Origin of the sequence: Propionibacterium sp. (assembly GCF_047719395.1) — a bacterium.
Taxonomy (GTDB): Bacteria; Actinomycetota; Actinomycetes; order Propionibacteriales; family Propionibacteriaceae; genus Propionibacterium.
This window is the reverse complement of record NZ_JBDNTB010000009.1, coordinates 26,546-42,516: the sequence shown is the minus strand read 5'-3', so window position 1 is coordinate 42,516 and position 15,971 is coordinate 26,546. Positions and strand designations below refer to the sequence as shown.

Below are 15,971 nucleotides of genomic sequence, written 5' to 3'. Positions count from 1 at the left end.
CAGGAAATGAGGGAACACATGCCCACGACGATGCTTGATCTGCAGGGTGTCACCAGCCACACGGAGTACCGCGACGGCACCATGCGGGATTGCGTACTGGCGGAGCCCAATGTCATCCACACCTCATGCGGGGATCTGGTGCCTCACTACGATGCCCTCGAGGTGCGCACCAAGCCTGGGAAGTCGATGACCTTCTTCAAGTCCGGTGCGATTCGCTCCGTTGCGCTGGAGGAGCAGGCCTATGTCACCACGCCGCTCGGGCCCATTCCGGCGGAACTCGTCACCTTCTACGAGAACGGCACACTGAACAGTGTCTTCCCCCTCAACGGCCAGATCAGTTATGCCTGGAGCGAAGAGGAGGAGAAGGGCCTCGCGGTGCCCATGACCTTGAAGTTCACCTTCGGGCAGGTCACGGCGAAGTTCATCGCACTGCGTTTCCGTGACGATGGCCAGCTGCGCAGCGTGACCCTGTGGCCGGGTGAAGTCGTGACGATCACGACCCCACTGGGTGAGTTCCCGGCCCGCACCGGTATCCGACTGCATCCCAACGGTGCACTGGAATCCTTCGAACCGGCCCAGCCCATCGTCCTGGACACGCCCATAGGCAAGGTGCCCGCCTACGATGTCGACGCGTTCACGGTGGACGGCGACCAGAACTCCGTGCGCTTCGACGGGGACGGCAATCTCACGCACCTGACGACCGCCGGTGAAATCACCGTGGAGGATCCCGACCAGGGCATGATGAGCGTCCATTCGCGCACGCGCTTCGCCCTCATGGAGGATGTCCCGGTCAATCTGTCCATCGATGTCAGCTTCGATGAGGACCAGGTGAGCCTCGGCAATGGTGCGCAGAACCACACATTCTCGGTGCCGAAGTGCTCGTTCACCGTCAACTCCAATATCGACCCGGAGTCGCTGGTCGTCTGCGACTCGCGCTGCGAGACCGGCGGGAACTCCTGCGACTCCTGCGAGGGCAACTGCAACGGCTCCTGCAAGTAGGGGTCGCCCCTTTTCTCGTTCGTCGTGAGAACCACACATTCGGCAGTGAGGGGCCGGGTATCCGGTATCCGGGGACGCCCGGCCCCTCGTTGCCGATCAGGCGACCGTCCCATCGACATTTGCGGGCACCATCCTGGATCAGCGTGGATCCGTTTCTACTTGCCAGCGCCACAATGATGGATTTCCATTAGCCTGGGGGGCGAAGGCATGCTCGTGCGCGACGTGGCGCATGATGTGTCTTGTGCTGCAGGGGCGCGGCCCCGCCGGCAGTGTTTGCCTGAGGAAAGGGTGTAGACGTGAGCTATCAGCAGATCTTGGTGGGAATCGACGGATCCGAACAGGCCGATCGTGCCTTCGACAAGGCATGCGACCTGGCGAAGACGATGTCGGCGAAGGTCCATGTGGTGCAGATCTTCGACCGCGACCGTCTCGTGCCCTCGCTCTACGGCGGCGACGTGCACTTCTTCGAAGAGGAGACCGACAGAGCCAAGAAGGTCATCGAAACATATGTCGCGAAGGGCAAGGAGCGCGGCGCCGACATCGACGGCAGGGTATTCACGGGCAGTGCCAACTACATGCTCGCCCGCCATCTGCCGGACAAGTATGCGGCTGATCTCATCGTGATGGGCAGCACCGGTCTCAGTACCATCGAACGGCTGCTGCTGGGTTCACGCAGCACCTATGTGCTGCGTAATGCCCCATGTGACGTGCTCATCGTGAAGTGACGCATCGTCGGCCGTGGCTCGCGTCGAATTGAACGGTGTGTGCCACGGCCGACGACACCCGATCGGGTGAGGCCTTTCAGCACGGCCGCAGTGCGCGATGCTGGTGGCGTCTGCGGGTTCAAGCGCCCACTGCGGCGGCCTCTTCCAGGTCGATCTGGTGGATGGCCTCGCTGGCCACCATGTCGGAGATGGTCTTCTCGTGCAGCTCGTCGGTGACGGCGCGCCGCTGGGCCGCGAATACGGTGCTCTGCCCTTCTGCTTCGAGCGCCTGCTGTTCCTCGGCAGCGGCCTTGCACACCTCAGCGACGCGCTCCCTCATGGCGGCCGCCTCGGCCATCTCAGCCGAGTTGTCCATGTGAAGGGCCTCGGCGATCCAGGGCAGTGTCACACCCTGGATCAGGATGGTGCCCACTGTCACGATGAAGGCGATTCGCTGGATCGCATCCCGCTCGGGGAACGCCGCACCGGTCGTTGTCACCAAAGGGATGCTGGCCGCAGCGGTCATGGTGAGAATACCGCGCATGCCTGCCCAGGAGCCGACGAAGGCGCTCTTCCAGCTGATCCTCTGGACGCCAGCGTTTTCGTCCTTGGCCCGGTGAGCGCTGCTCTCATCGGTGGTGGTGGAGGTTTGTGCAACGCTGCCTCGCCGGGGCTCCGAAGCGGCTGCGTCAGTGACCGGCGCACTGGAATATGTGGCATGCCCATGCCGGACAGCACGCGCGTAGAGCAGAAAGATCCACCCGAAACGCACGAGGATGACCACGACGAGCAGCACCAGGCCGATGCCGATGATGAGGCCGCGCGAGTGTTCGGTGGTCGGGCCGTCCAGCAGGAAGGTCTTGCACTGCAGGCCGATGTAGGCGAAGACGAAGGATTCCAGCAGCATGTCGATGACCGGCCAAATCTGCTTCTCCTGCAGACGCACGGCGTAGAGCTCGTTGTCACTGCCCTTCCGGTCGGCAAACCAGGTCGAGGTGCTCACCACGAAACCGGCGGCGACAACGGCGAAAACATCGGAGGATTCCAGATGCTCGGCGATCAAATAGGCCAGAAAGGGGACGATAAGGTTCAGCGCACTTGCGATGGTCGGATCGGTGAGCCGGTGGCGCGCCCATGCCGCGCTGAGACCGACGACGACTCCGACCAGAGTGCCGACAACGGCGCTGAACAGGAATGCCAGGACAGGATTCTCGATCGGTACCTCGTGACCCACAACAGCGGTGACGGCCAAGCCGAAGAAGGTCAGTGCGGCGGCATCATTGATGAGACTTTCGCCCACGAGGATGTCCATGACCCGCCGTGGCAGGCCCACCTCGGCGCCGTGGCTCACGGTGCCAGCGGTGTCGGGCGGCGAGAGGATCGCTCCCAGCGTCATCGCCGCGGCCATGCCGAGGGCGGGAAGCATCAAATGGGCGACCACGCCGGCAACCACTGTCGTCGCGGCGACCAGGCCGAAACCCAGACCAAGAATCGGTCGCAGATTGCGCACGAAACCGAAGGGCGAGAAATGCAACGCCGCGGAATAGAGCAACGGTGGAGTGACGATCCCGAGAATGGCCTCAGGGCTCAACTCGAAGGATGGAATCCCGGGGATGAAGGACACCCCGCAGGCGATCACGAGGATGAGAATGGCGGGCTGCAGCCCCATGCGCTGGGCGATGGAATATATGCACAGGCACGCAACGACGATTATCAACAACAGTGGAAAAGCCACGCGGGCATCCTAGACTTCTGCTCGGTGCCATGGCCGTCCAGATTCCGCCCAGCCTGCCGTCAGCGCGGAGTACCCGGTGACCTGGAGTATGGACGGCAGTCGTGGAAGTCGTGGTCGGGAGAGCGACAGTGCGTTGCCGGGTGAGTCGCATCTTGAATCAGGGTGCAGTACTGACACCTGGCGGGCGGGTGCAGAATTATCTTCGCCGGCAGGCGAGCCATCGGCTATAAACTTGGGAGACATGGGGAGCCACCCGCGACGATGCGCCGGGGAAACTGCTCGGTGGTGGGTTCCAGGCTTCGAACGGTGCTGTTCAAGTGTGGGAGGGAAGCGGCGACATGTACCAGCGGATACTCGTAGGTGTTGACGGTTCGGAACAGGCAGAGCGCGCATTTCATGTGGCGTGCGACATGGCGAAGGTGCTGTCGGCCTCAGTCCGCGTCGTCCAGATCATCGATCGTGACAGGCTCGTCCGCTCGCCCTACGGCGGGGGTGAGGAATTCTACGAGCACCAGATCGAGAGGGCGAAGAGAAATATCGACTCCTTCCTCAAGGAAGGCCAGGAGCTGGGAGTCGACATTCAGGGCGAAACCATTTCGGGCAGTGCCAGTCTGCTGCTCGGCAGGGAGTTGCCGAAGGAGCATTCGATCGACCTGATCGTGCTCGGCAGCACCGGGCTGAGCGCTGTGGAACGCCTGCTGCTTGGTTCGCGAAGCAGCTATGTGCTGCGCAATGCCCCCTGCGATGTGCTCATCGTCAGGTAGCGTCTAGACGCCGGGTCAGCGGCGCCGCAGCAGGTAGTTGTCGAAGACCCAGCCCTTGCGCGCCAGCGCATCGGCGCGGGTGTCGAGGATCTGCTGACGCACCGTCGCCAGATCGCCTGTTATGAGGATTTCGTCGGGGGTGCCGAGGTAGGCGCCCCAGTAGATGTCCAGGCCCTCGGGGTCGATGGTGGCGAAGACCTGGCGGCCGTCCAGCATGACGACGACATCGTCCACCTCGGGTGGCATGCCTTCGCGCAGCAGCCGTGCCGGACTGATCTGCACGGCTCGGCCCTGCCGGTTGAGCGGGATCTTGTGGTGCGCTGCCAGCGCGAGGACGCTGCTGATACCAGGAATCACCCGTAGCCCGATGGGGGAATCCTGCGAGGCCGCCGCGACGAGCTGCTGGGCGATCGCCAGCGTGCTCTCATACAGACTCGGGTCTCCCCAGACCAGGAATCCGCCGGTCTGGTTCTCGCCCAGATTGGCGGCGACTGCCCTGCTCCACTGGTCGAGACGCTGCGCCCGCCACAGCGCGACGGCGGCGTCATAGTCGGGCGCAGTGCGCCAAGGCCTGAGCGGGTCGTGCAGCTCGACGATGCGGACCGGTGTGCTGCGATGTCTCGACATCACCTCGCGGCGGGCCTCGACGAGATCATCGAGCTCGTTCTGCTTCAGCACGACGAAGAGAACATCGATGGCCTGGATCGCGTGCACTGCTTCCAGGGTGATCCAGTCCGGGTCGCCGGCGCCGATTCCGATGAGCACGAGTTCGCGGGCCATGGGCCGAACCCTATGCCGTCGTGCAGAGAATGCTTCTCGGCTGGGCCGTTGCCGATCCGGGTGCTGGGATGGGACAACGCGGGCAGTACGTTGAGCCCATGCGTGTCATGAAGTGCCCGCAGTGTGGGTATCCCGTGTGGCTGGAGGACCTGGCGTGCCAGACCTGCGGCCTGGATGTGCTGCTCGACCCGATGAGCCTGCAGATGGTCCCGTTCGATGGTGGCACCGACACCGAGGGGCGGTCTCTGGTTTCCTGCGCCAATCGTGCCAATGGGTGCAACTGGGCGGCGCCGGCCGACAAAGCCGACAATGTGGGGCAGCTGTGCTTTGCCTGCCGGCTGACCCGCAGGAGTCCCGACCCGGATGACGCACCCGCCATGCGCAAACTTGCGGTGACGAGCCAATCCATCCGTCGGTTGCTCTACGGGTTGGCAAGTGCTCATATCCCGGTGGTGCCCTACTGGGTGCGTGAGGGCGGCCTTGCCTTCGATCTGCTCTCCTCGCAGTCCGAGGGCGTGGGCAAGGTGATGATCGGGCACGCCAACGGCGTCATCACGATGGATCTGGCGGAGTCCCTTGACGACTACCGCGAGGCGCAGCGGCTGAGCCTCGGCGAGGCCTACCGCACCATGCTGGGGCACTTCCGCCACGAGATTGGTCACTACTACGAGTGGCAGCTGGTGGAATCGGTGGGCGGTCCGTTGCTGGATCGATGCCGGGAATTGTTCGGCGACGAAAGGGCGTCCTACTCCGAGGCCATCGAGCGTCACTACCGTGAGGGGCCGCCCAAGGGCTGGCGGGATTCCTACATCTCCGAGTACGCCACGATGCACCCGTGGGAGGACTTCGCTGAGTCCTTTGCCCACTACCAGCACATTCTGGACACTCTCACCACGGTCTCGAATGGGGGAATGCACATCATTCCCGACGAGGAACTCGGCTTTCTCGACGGTGAAGTGTCGCCCCGGCACGATTATCTGGATTGTTCGTTCGAGGACGTTCTCCGGGACTGGAAGTGGGTTGCTCACCTTCTCAACCGCGCGAATCATGCGATGGGCAAGTCCGATCTGTATCCCTTCAGCATTCCCGAGCCGGTGGCGGAGAAACTCGCCTTCGTCCACCACGTCGTGCTGGTCTCGCGGGTGGATGCGCCATTCGTGACGAGCTGAATGCACCCGCAGAATGGGATGGTGGCCGCGACCGGAGATGATTCCCGAACTGCGGCTCGCGAGTGCACACGGGACAGCCCGGTTTGACATTGCCGGAATTACTGTGATGCACTGCCGCCATGTCCCAGTCACAGCTTGAGGCCGCACCTGCGGTGCGCTGCGCTGTGACCGTGTGTTGTCGGTGACCCTTCACCCGCCTTTTGCGGTTTTCTGAAGGTACGTCACCCCATTCACACGTGAGGACATCCTGTCATCGTGGTTCTTCCACCCATATTCTCTCTGGTCGGGCGCACTCCCCTGCTCCAGCTGACCCGTCTCGGTACCCTCCCGGAGGGTGTGCGGGTTTACGCTAAAGCGGAGTTCATGAATCCTGGCGGTTCTGTCAAGGACCGGGCCGCGGCCGGCATGATCCTTGACGGCATGCAGAGCGGGCATTTACCGGTCTCCTCGGCGCTCGGCTCCACGACTTCCACTGGGATTCCCACAATTATCGATGCCACGAGCGGGAACACCGGGATCGCGCTGGCGATGATCGGTGCCGCCATCGGAGTGCCGGTGTCGCTGGTGATGCCGGAGAACACAAGCCCGGAGCGCAAGGCGATCATGCGGGATTGCGATGCCACGGTGATCGACGATGTGAGTGCGGCTGAGGGTTCAGACGGCGCCTTCCTCGCGGTCCGCGAGATCGTCGCTAAACACCCCGCGCGGTACTTCTACCCCGACCAGTACAACAACCCGGCCAATCCCAGGGCCCACGAGCTTGGCACCGGTGCCGAGATATGGGACCAGACGCACGGTGAGGTGACGCACTTCGTGGCTGCGATGGGTACCTCTGGTACATTCACCGGCTCCGCACGGCGACTCAAACATGAGAATCCGCGGATTCGTACCATCGCAGTCCAGCCGGACTCACCCTTGCACGGCATCGAGGGCACCAAGCACATGGCATCGACCATCCGGCCGTCCATTCTCGACGAATCCCTCATCGATGAGGTGAAGCCCATCTCCACTGAGGCGTCCTACGCGATGACGCGGCAGCTTGCGCGCCGGGAAGGCCTGTTCTGCGGTGTCAGTTCCGGGGCGAATGTGGCAGCCAGTCTCGATCTTGCCCAGAATCTGCCGCCCGGATCGACTGTCGTGACGGTGCTGCCCGACTCCGGCACGCGATACCTCGGCGACAGATTCTGGGATGAAACGGAGGATTCCCATTGATCTCCATCGACGGCGCAATTCTTGCGCGGATCCATGCGCACGGTGTCCGCGATTATCCGAATGAGGCTTGCGGGGTGCTTCTCGGCGCGCTCCCGGTATCCAGCACGCAGCCCCGGGTTGTCACTCGTGAATTGCCCTTGGGCAATTCACGAGAATCAGGGGAGCAGTACCACCGGTTTGTCATCACACCCCGGGACTATCTGGACGCAGAGCGGCGCGCGGGCGAGCTGGGGCTCGACATCGTCGGTTTCTACCACTCCCACCCCGACCACCCCTCGGTGCCTTCCGACTACGACCGCGACCACGCATTTCCCGGCCTCAGCTACATCATCACGGCCGTCGAGGGCAAGATCTGGGCCTCACCGAGGGCCGTCAGAACACAGAGCTGGACACTCGCCCTGGATCGATCGGCATTCCACCTCGAGGCCGATCTCGGTGAGACAACACAAGGCTCCGCCAACACAGCAGCACACAGTTCAGCGAACGAGGAGTAATTCAATGGCAACCGTAACCATCCCGTCAGTCCTGCGGCCCTTCACGGACCGCAAGTCTGAGCTGAGTCTGGAGGGCTCGAGTGTCGGGGAAGTGGTGGCGAGTCTATCGGCTGCCTACCCAGACCTGGCGCCACACATTTTGGACGAGAACGGCGATCTGCGCAGCTTCGTCAATGTATTTGTCGGCGACACCGACATCCGTTCGCTCCAGGGTACCGACACGCCGGTGTTCCCGGGCAGCACCATCGTGCTGGTTCCTGCCATCGCCGGCGGCGCGCCGGACACCATCAACTTCCGGGCCGTGAGGTAACTGCCATGACAGTCGATTCCATCATTCCCGACGAACGCCGCGAAACGCTCAGCCAGGACGACAACGAACGCTACAGCCGCCACATCCTGCTGCCAGAGGTCGGCTCAGAGGGCCAGCAGAGACTGCAGGCCGCACGCGTGCTCATCGTCGGGACCGGCGGACTGGGAGCACCTTTGGCACTCTATCTTGCGGCCGCTGGCGTCGGTACCATCGGCCTGGTCGACTTCGACAATGTCGAGGCCTCGAATCTGCAGCGCCAGATCATCCATTCCACTCGCGACATCGGCAGGCCGAAGACCGCATCCGCGAGGGACAGCATCCGGGCCATCAATCCCAAGGTCAAGGTGATCACCCATCAGGTGGCCCTGACCAGCGAGAACGCGCTCTCCATCATCGGGGACTACGACATCATCGCGGACGGGACAGACAACTACCCGACCCGTTACCTGGTCAACGATGCTGCGGTCTTCCTGGGCAAGCCGGTCGTGTATGGCTCGGTGTACCAGTTCGATGGCCACGTGACGGTCTTCGATTCCAGGCACGGCCCCTGCTATCGCTGCCTCTACCCGACGCCCCCGCCACCGGAACTCACTCCTTCCTGCTCGGAGGGTGGTGTCCTGGGTGTGCTTCCAGGACTGGTAGGAGTGCTTCAGGCGACAGAAGTGCTGAAGCTGCTCATCGGCGGTGCAGAGCCACTGATCGGGCGGCTGCTACTCGTCGAGGCCTGGGGCACTCATTTCCGCGAAGTCCAGATCGCCAAGAACCCTGCTTGCCCGGTCTGCGGCGCGCACCCCAGCGTCACCGAACTCATCGATTACAAGCAGTTCTGCGGGCTCGGCAGGCACGAGGAGACGACTGCCGTCGAGGGGCTTGAGGTCAGCGAGCTGAAGTCCCGCCTCGATGCCGGGGAGAAACTTCAGCTGATTGACATCCGCGAACCCCACGAGCGCAGTTTCGCTCCATTCCCTGGCGCAAAGGCCATCCCCTACGGACAGCTCGTGCGCCGGCGCAAGGAGTTCGATACCAGTGTCGATCTGGTGTTCTTGTGCAGCATTGGGCAGCGCTCGGTTTTTGCGATCAGGGCGCTCAACCGTGCGGGGTACACGGGGAAAATGTTCAATTTGATTGGCGGTGTGTCTGCGTGGCGAGATAATTTCTCAGCGGAAGAAAGTGCTCGGTCACATTCGCGCGTGGCATAACCATGGTCCACCCGATGATTCCGACCGGATGAGTTCGGGAGAGTTCTCTGCGAAAGGTCCCAAGATGTCTGAATCCGATTCCACCACTCCTGTCGCGCTGTCTCGTTCAGCGGCGTATAACCTTGCCAATGTAACCAAGACGCCGCCGCAGTTCGGCGCGCTCACGCCACGCTGGCTCACCCATTTTCTCGAATTCAAGGGCCTGGAAACAGGTCTGTATCGGGTGAACAAGGTGGTGGAAGGCGATACTCCGCTCGATGTGCTGTGCAGCCGGGATCCTGACCAGCGGGATATTCCTCAGGGATTTGTTGACTATGTCACTGAACCCCGTGAATATGAGCTGAATTCGATCGCCACCATCATTAATGTGGACACCGCAGTTACCGATATCTTCAGTTCTCCTTTCGATCAGACCGCCACCCAGATCAGCCTCGCCATCGAATCACTCAAGGAGCGCCAGGAGTCGCAGCTCATCAACAACGACGACTACGGCCTGCTGAAGAACGTGGCCGATTCCCAGCGCGTCGAGCCGCGCTACGGTGCCCCGACTCCCGATGACCTGGACGAATTGCTGACCAAGGTGTGGAAGGAGCCGAGTTTTTTCCTGGCCCACCCGCGCGCCATCGCCGCTTTCGGACGCGAAGCAACCAAGCGTGGTGTTCCTCCGGTGACGGTCAACCTGCTCGGCGGTACCTTCCTCACCTGGCGCGGTGTGCCCATCATCTCCACCGACAAGCTCTTCGTGGACGGACTCAAGAACCCCACATCGAAGTCTGGCAAGACGAATATTCTTCTGGTGCGCACCGGTGAGGCCAAGCGCGGCGTGGTCGGGCTCTACCAGACCGGTCTGGTGAGGGAGCAGTCCCGTGGCCTGTCGGTCCGGCTCCGCGGTGTGAACGACGACGGCCTGTCCAGCTACCTGCTGTCGCTGTACTGCTCTGCGGCCATCCTGGCCGATGACGCCCTCGCGGTCCTCGAGGACGTCGAGGTCGGTGACTACTATGACTACGAGTGAGTGGTCCGACACTCCGCTCGCCACCCAGATCGGTCTGCTGGCGGGGAGTCTCTTCCCCGAATTCAGTGATCCTGCCCTGCTCAAGGGCGGTACCAGGATTCCGGTGGGTCAGTCCGGTGGTCAGCTTCCGACAGGTGCAGCATCGGCTCCCGTAGAGGCGGGGGATGTCAATCCCCCTGCGACGCGCACCGGTACTCCGGGCGTCGCCAACTCCTATGCACAGACAGCTACCGGCGGAGGGGCGCCCGTTGGTGCGGTGACAACCCCGGTCGAGGCCTATCGACCCGCTGCGGAGAATCTTTCTGCGCCCGGCTGGTCCGATGGTCATGCCCAGCCAGCGGCAGGCCAGGAATCCTCGCTTCCGCTGGCAGGAGCGTCTTCAGTGCCGGGCTGGCCCGAGTCGGGCAGCCTCATCGGATACGGCGAGGGTGATGGTTCCGTCCCGGTGTCCAGCAAGGCCACGCAGCCCGATGCCGGATACACCCCGCGGCTCATCCAGGTCGGGCAATCCGATCGCCAGTCAGCAGGAGGGAACCAGGGGCAGCCAGGAACATCCGTCCCGGCACGTCATCCTGGATACATCGGTACCCGCAGCATCGATTCGATCCGCGCTGATTTCCCCATCCTGTCCGAGCAGGTGAGCGGCAAGCCGCTGGTGTGGCTGGACAATGCGGCCACAACTCAGCACCCGCGCGCGGTCATCGCCCGGCTCGTGCACTACTACGAGCACGAGAATTCGAACGTCCATCGAGCCGCTCACGAGCTGGCTGCCCGGTCCACCGACGCATATGAAGGTGCCCGACAGGCCGTCGCCGATTTCATTGGCGCCGGGTCCTCGGACAACATTGTCTTCGTCAGAGGGGCCACCGAAGGTATCAACCTCATTGCGCGGTCCTTCGTCAAGCCGAGGCTCGCCCCAGGTGACGAGATCATCCTCACCTTGCTCGAACACCACGCGAACATCGTGCCCTGGCAGATCATCGCGGCAGAGACTGGTGCTGTCATCAAGGTGGCCCCGCTGGACGATTCCGGGCAGATCCTGCTTGACGAGTACGCGAAACTGTTCACTCCGCGGACTCGTTTTGCTGCGTTCGCACATGTCTCGAACGCCCTCGGTACGATCACCCCGGCGGCGGAGCTCATCGCCACAGCGCATGCCCATGGCGTACCGACCCTGCTGGATGCGGCTCAGTCGATCCCTCACATCCCGCTGAATGTCATTGCCCTGGATGCTGATTTCGTGGTCTTCTCCGGCCACAAGATCTTCGGACCAACTGGGGTCGGTGGGGTTTACGGCAAGAGGGAACTGCTCGACGCCGCCGAGCCCTATCAAGGTGGCGGCAACATGATCGCCGACGTCACCTTCGAGAAGACCATCTACCAGAAGGCGCCGGCCAAGTTCGAGGCCGGGACTGGGACAATCGCGGACGCAGTTGGCTTGGGCGCCGCACTGGACTATGTGAGCAGCATCGGCATCGAGAACATCGCTGCATATGAGCACTTCCTGCTCAGCTACGGCACCCAGGTGCTCTCGTCCATCCCAGGTGTTCACTTGGTCGGGACTGCAACCCAGAAGGCCTCCATTCTCAGTTTCGTGCTGGACGGACATCCAGTGGAAGAGGTCGGCCAGGCCCTGAGTCATGAGGGGATCGCCGTGCGTGCCGGGCACCACTGCGCGCAGCCCGTGCTGCGTCACTATGGCCTCGAGGCCACGGTGCGGCCCTCGCTGGCCTTCTACAACACCTGCGAAGAACTCGATGCCCTCGGGAATGTCGTCGCCAGGCTGGCGGTTCAGCGCTGACCAGAATGGTTGATCCATTCGGTGCGGCACGCCGTACCGGTGAGGGCGCGGGAGGACGTGCTGGCCCGCCGGTACGGAGGGCGCCGCACAGAGCGGGCGAACACCGATGTGCCGTGCACCAGCTGTGCTCTTCGCTCGGATCAGGTGGGCAACGTGGAGTTGGCCGAGGGCTGGCCCTCTGGTCAGCGCCGTCACGACGGTCTTGAGGTAAAATTCGCCGTCTTTGGCTTCGGGCAGTGACACGGATGCTGCGTGATTCGCTCTAGATTTGGGCGGGTGAGCATCCGCGTTGCCATCGATCACCTGAGCACCTACTCGTTCGATCATCCGGTCAAGGTGCACCCGCATGTATTGAGACTCCGCCCGGCGCCGCACTGCCGGACACCGATCCTCTCCTACTCCCTCGATGTGAAGCCGGAGAACCGATTCCTCAATTGGCAACAGGATCCGTTCGGCAACTATCTGGCGCGTTTGGTCTTCCCCGAGCCCGTCAGCGAGCTGTCCGTCCACGTCTCGTTGATCGCCGACATGACAGTGATCAACCCCTTCGACTTCTTTGTCGAGTCCTACGCCGAGCACTTCCCCTTCAGCTATCCGCCGCGATTGCGCGCCGAATTGGCGCCCTATCTTGCTCCCGTTGATGAGAGCGGCCCGGGCAGTGGCCCCGGGCCGAAAGTGACTCAGTGGCTGGCCGACAATATTTCGGTTCCTCGCGGCGAACTAGACCAGATGGGCATTGTCGACTTCCTCGTCGAGGTGAATCGGGCCGTGTACAGGGCGGTGAACTATGACGTCCGTATGGAGCCGGGTGTCCAGACACCCGATACGACCTTGGGCAAGGCCATCGGCTCCTGCCGTGACTCGGCCTGGCTGCTCGTCTCGGTGCTTCGCCAACTCGGCCTGGCAGCACGCTTCGTGTCCGGCTATCTCGTCCAGCTGACCAGCGATGACAAGCTCGACGGACCCAAGCAGGACTTCACCGATCTGCATGCCTGGGCCGAGGTCTACGTCCCCGGCGCGGGATGGGTGGGCCTGGACGCCACCTCGGGGCTGTTCGCAGGGGAGGGGCACATCCCCCTGTCGGCGACGCCCACCCCGGAATCCTCTGCACCCATCACCGGTTCCACGGACCCGGTCGGTGTCGAGTTCACCTTCTCCAATTCTGTCCGCCGCGTGCACGAGGACGCCCGCGTCACCCTGCCCTACAGCCCTGAGGAGTGGGCTCGGGTCGATGCGCTCGGTCATCATGTCGACACGCTGCTGGACAACGGCGACGTGAGGCTCACCATGGGTGGCGAGCCGACCTTCGTATCCGCCGCGGGCACCGACTCCCCGCAGTGGGAGGGCGCCGCAGACGGCCCGGAGAAACGCAAGCTGGCGCACAAACTGTCCGAATTGCTGCAGGACCGCTGGGCTCCGAACGGACTGGTCCAGTTCGGCGAGGGCAAGTGGTACCCGGGTGAGCCCCTGCCGCGATGGCAGCTGGGCCTCACCTGGCGCCTTGACGGCAACCCCATCTGGCGTCACCAGGATCTGCTCGACCGCCCCTGGAGCGCACCGCACGAGGTGATCTCCGCCGATCGCCAGAAGGCGATGAGCAGCTTCGCCGAGCACGTGGCGGCCCGGCTGGGTATCGGTCCCAGCCACATCCTGCCCGCATACAACGACGCGGTGAGCCGAGCCCTGGATGAGGCCCAGAAGCCTACCGGGGAGCCCCCGAGCATCGACCCCGATCCCGACGAGGAGCCCCTGGACTCCGATGAGGAGCGCGCTGGCCTCCTGGATCAGCTCGACCATGAGTACATCGGCAATCCCCAGGCCTATGTGGTGCCTGTCTTCATCGATCCCGACGACGGAGGCTTCGCCACCACCACCTGGCGCACCCGGCGGCGCCAGCTGATCTGCACCCCTGGCACTTCCCCGGTTGGCCTCCGGTTGCCACTGGGCTCGCTTGCCTGGGGAGATCCGCCCGTCGAACCTGAGCGCAGCGCCTTCGAGGAGCGCGAGGCGCTGCAGCGAGTGCTGGGTGATGGCGCGGCTGTTGCGCCGGCAAAGGTCGTCCCGATCGAGGATGCACCCCGCACCGCTCTGGTCGTCGAGGAACGCGGCGGGCACTTGTTCTGCTTCCTGCCCCCGGTCGAGCGTCTTGAGGATGCCCTGGAACTGCTGGGTGCAGTGGAGGGTGCGGTCACCGAACTCGGACTGCCCATCGTCCTGGAGGGCTATCCATTGCCCGGGGACCCTCGCACCCGCACCATCACCGTCACCCCTGATCCTGGCGTCATCGAGGTGAACGTGCACCCCACGCACACCTGGGATGAACTGTCCGAACTGACCCGTACCCTCTTCGAGGACGCTCACACGGCGGGGCTGACCACCGAGAAGTTCGACCTGGACGGCACTCACACGGGCACCGGCGGCGGCAACCACATCACGCTGGGCGGACCCACCCCGAGGGACTCCCCGGTACTGCGCCGGCCAGACCTGCTGCGCTCGCTGGTCACCTATTGGCAACTGCATCCTTCCTTGTCATATGTGTTTTCCGGGCGCTTCATCGGCCCCACCAGCCAGGCTCCACGCGTGGACGAGGGGCGCGCTGAAACCCTCTACGAGCTCGAGATCGCCTTCCACGAACTCGATCGGCTGCTGGCCGATGAGTCGGCCGTGCTGGCTGAGGTGGAGGCGCTCCGGGCGGACGACGACGATGAGCCGAGGGAGGTCTCCCGGCCCTGGCTGACCGACCGGATCTTCCGTCACCTGCTCACCGATCTCACCGGCAACACCCACCGCGCAGAATTCTGCATCGACAAGCTCTACAGCCCGGCCGGTGACCGCGGACGCCTCGGGCTGCTCGAGATGCGCGGCTTCGAGATGCCACCACATCCCCAGATGTCGCTGGTGCAGGCGCTGCTGGTGCGCACCCTGCTCGCCTGGTTCTGGGAGGAGCCGTGCACCCTGCCGCTGGTGCGCTGGGGCACGGCACTGCACGACCGCTTCCTGCTGCCGAGTTTCGCTGCGGCGGACCTGCGCGATGTGGTGGCCGACCTCAACCGCTTCCTGGCCCGCAGCACACCCGATGCCCCTCGCTTCGAGGAGCGCTGGTTCGAACCCTTCCTGGAGTTCCGCTTCCCGCGACTCGGCGAGGCCGACTTCGACGGCGTTCACCTGGAGCTGCGCACGGCGGTCGAACCATGGCAGGTGCTCGGCGAGGAGATCTCGCTGTCAGGTACTTCGCGGTACGTGGATTCCTCGGTCGAGCGCGTGCAGGTGGCAGCGACCGGGCTCATCGAGGGGCGTCATGTCGTCACCTGCAACGGCGTTCCGCTGCCGATGACCACCGCTCCCGGCGTTGGCTGGGGGATCGGCAAGCCCGCCGCCGAAGAGGTGGGCGCCAAGGTCGCCGGCATCCGCTATCGCGCCTGGGCGCCGCCCTCGGCGCTTCACCCCACGATCGGAATTCACTCGCCACTCACCTTCGAACTCGTCGACCGCTGGAACGGTCTCGCCATCGGACGATTCAGCTATCACGTTGTCCACCAGGGCGGGCGCAACTACGACAGCTACCCGGTGAACGCCCAGTCCGCCGAGGCGCGCAGGGCGAGCCGCTTCGAAGTGATCGGGCATTCCGCCGATCCGGTCGACATGTCGAGCTGGCCGTCAGCTGATGCATTGCTCGGCCCGGAGCGGCGGGAGTTCCCGACTACCCTTGACCTACGCCGTTTCGACCGCGGCCATCGCTGAGCACTCAGTCCTGAGCACAGTGGGTGCTGGGCATCCGCGTCAGCAGGG

General features: G+C 63.7%; 14 protein-coding genes. 12 read left to right on the top strand and 2 right to left on the bottom strand.

The window, feature by feature from the left end; all coding sequences use genetic code 11:
• The first annotated feature begins 18 nt into the window (after window positions 1-18).
• Together ABF648_RS02720 and ABF648_RS02715 are read left to right on the top strand one after the other, a co-directional pair.
• A complete protein-coding gene (locus ABF648_RS02720; protein WP_415630757.1) occupies window positions 19-999 on the top strand; it encodes a hypothetical protein in 981 nt (326 codons plus the stop codon).
• Window positions 1,000-1,295: 296 nt separating this feature from the next.
• A complete protein-coding gene (locus ABF648_RS02715; protein WP_415630756.1) occupies window positions 1,296-1,724 on the top strand; it encodes a universal stress protein in 429 nt (142 codons plus the stop codon).
• A gap of 118 nt (window positions 1,725-1,842) precedes the next feature.
• Here ABF648_RS02715 and ABF648_RS02710 read toward each other — a convergent pair whose 3' ends face one another.
• Complete coding sequence (locus ABF648_RS02710; RefSeq protein ID WP_415630755.1) at window positions 1,843-3,438, bottom strand: cation:proton antiporter; 1,596 nt, start codon at window positions 3,436-3,438, stop codon at window positions 1,843-1,845.
• A 338-nt stretch (window positions 3,439-3,776) separates the two neighbouring features.
• Here ABF648_RS02710 and ABF648_RS02705 point away from each other — a divergent pair, with 338 nt between their 5' ends.
• Window positions 3,777-4,202, top strand: a complete 426-nt coding sequence (locus ABF648_RS02705; RefSeq protein WP_415630754.1) for a universal stress protein — start codon at window positions 3,777-3,779, stop codon at window positions 4,200-4,202.
• 15 nt (window positions 4,203-4,217) lie between these two features.
• Here ABF648_RS02705 and cobF read toward each other — a convergent pair whose 3' ends face one another.
• Window positions 4,218-4,982 carry a precorrin-6A synthase (deacetylating) gene (gene cobF / locus ABF648_RS02700; RefSeq protein ID WP_415630753.1) on the bottom strand — a complete coding sequence of 255 codons (765 nt, stop codon included), beginning with the start codon at window positions 4,980-4,982 and terminating at the stop codon, window positions 4,218-4,220.
• A 98-nt stretch (window positions 4,983-5,080) separates the two neighbouring features.
• Here cobF and ABF648_RS02695 point away from each other — a divergent pair, with 98 nt between their 5' ends.
• From ABF648_RS02695 to ABF648_RS02655, 9 genes are all read left to right on the top strand, one after another.
• Complete coding sequence (locus ABF648_RS02695) at window positions 5,081-6,151, top strand: putative zinc-binding metallopeptidase (protein WP_415630752.1); 1,071 nt, start codon at window positions 5,081-5,083, stop codon at window positions 6,149-6,151.
• A 255-nt stretch (window positions 6,152-6,406) separates the two neighbouring features.
• On the top strand, window positions 6,407-7,363 hold the full coding sequence (locus ABF648_RS02690) for a PLP-dependent cysteine synthase family protein (RefSeq protein WP_415630751.1): 957 nt from the start codon (window positions 6,407-6,409) through the stop codon (window positions 7,361-7,363).
• Window positions 7,360-7,857 (top strand): Mov34/MPN/PAD-1 family protein, encoded by a 498-nt coding sequence (locus ABF648_RS02685; RefSeq protein ID WP_415630750.1) that lies wholly within the window; start codon window positions 7,360-7,362, stop codon window positions 7,855-7,857. Before ABF648_RS02690 ends, ABF648_RS02685 begins: the two co-directional genes overlap by 4 nt.
• A gap of 4 nt (window positions 7,858-7,861) precedes the next feature.
• The gene (locus tag ABF648_RS02680; protein ID WP_415630749.1) at window positions 7,862-8,167 is read left to right on the top strand and encodes a MoaD/ThiS family protein; all 306 of its coding nucleotides are present in this window, start codon (window positions 7,862-7,864) and stop codon (window positions 8,165-8,167) included.
• 5 nt (window positions 8,168-8,172) lie between these two features.
• Window positions 8,173-9,366, top strand: coding sequence for a molybdopterin-synthase adenylyltransferase MoeB (gene moeB, locus ABF648_RS02675; RefSeq protein WP_415630748.1), 1,194 nt, complete (start codon window positions 8,173-8,175; stop codon window positions 9,364-9,366).
• A gap of 64 nt (window positions 9,367-9,430) precedes the next feature.
• On the top strand, window positions 9,431-10,381 hold the full coding sequence (locus tag ABF648_RS02670; protein ID WP_415630747.1) for a family 2A encapsulin nanocompartment shell protein: 951 nt from the start codon (window positions 9,431-9,433) through the stop codon (window positions 10,379-10,381).
• Window positions 10,368-12,182 carry a SufS family cysteine desulfurase gene (locus ABF648_RS02665; RefSeq protein WP_415630746.1) on the top strand — a complete coding sequence of 605 codons (1,815 nt, stop codon included), beginning with the start codon at window positions 10,368-10,370 and terminating at the stop codon, window positions 12,180-12,182. Before ABF648_RS02670 ends, ABF648_RS02665 begins: the two co-directional genes overlap by 14 nt.
• Before the next feature lie 21 nt (window positions 12,183-12,203).
• Window positions 12,204-12,422, top strand: coding sequence for a hypothetical protein (locus ABF648_RS02660; RefSeq protein ID WP_415630745.1), 219 nt, complete (start codon window positions 12,204-12,206; stop codon window positions 12,420-12,422).
• Window positions 12,423-12,458: 36 nt separating this feature from the next.
• Window positions 12,459-15,923 (top strand): DUF2126 domain-containing protein, encoded by a 3,465-nt coding sequence (locus tag ABF648_RS02655; protein ID WP_415630744.1) that lies wholly within the window; start codon window positions 12,459-12,461, stop codon window positions 15,921-15,923.
• Window positions 15,924-15,971: the final 48 nt, after the last annotated feature.

Excerpts from the sequence above, each read along its gene's own strand:
- ABF648_RS02720 (WP_415630757.1), top strand. The coding sequence starts at position 19 with ATGCCCACGACGATGCTTGATCTGCAGGGTGTCACCAGCCACACGGAG.
- ABF648_RS02705 (WP_415630754.1), top strand. The coding sequence starts at position 3,777 with ATGTACCAGCGGATACTCGTAGGTGTTGACGGTTCGGAACAGGCAGAG.
- cobF (WP_415630753.1), bottom strand. The coding sequence starts at position 4,982 with ATGGCCCGCGAACTCGTGCTCATCGGAATCGGCGCCGGCGACCCGGAC.
- ABF648_RS02695 (WP_415630752.1), top strand. The coding sequence starts at position 5,081 with ATGCGTGTCATGAAGTGCCCGCAGTGTGGGTATCCCGTGTGGCTGGAG.
- ABF648_RS02680 (WP_415630749.1), top strand. The coding sequence starts at position 7,862 with ATGGCAACCGTAACCATCCCGTCAGTCCTGCGGCCCTTCACGGACCGC.
- moeB (WP_415630748.1), top strand. The coding sequence starts at position 8,173 with ATGACAGTCGATTCCATCATTCCCGACGAACGCCGCGAAACGCTCAGC.
- ABF648_RS02670 (WP_415630747.1), top strand. The coding sequence starts at position 9,431 with ATGTCTGAATCCGATTCCACCACTCCTGTCGCGCTGTCTCGTTCAGCG.
- ABF648_RS02665 (WP_415630746.1), top strand. The coding sequence starts at position 10,368 with ATGACTACGAGTGAGTGGTCCGACACTCCGCTCGCCACCCAGATCGGT.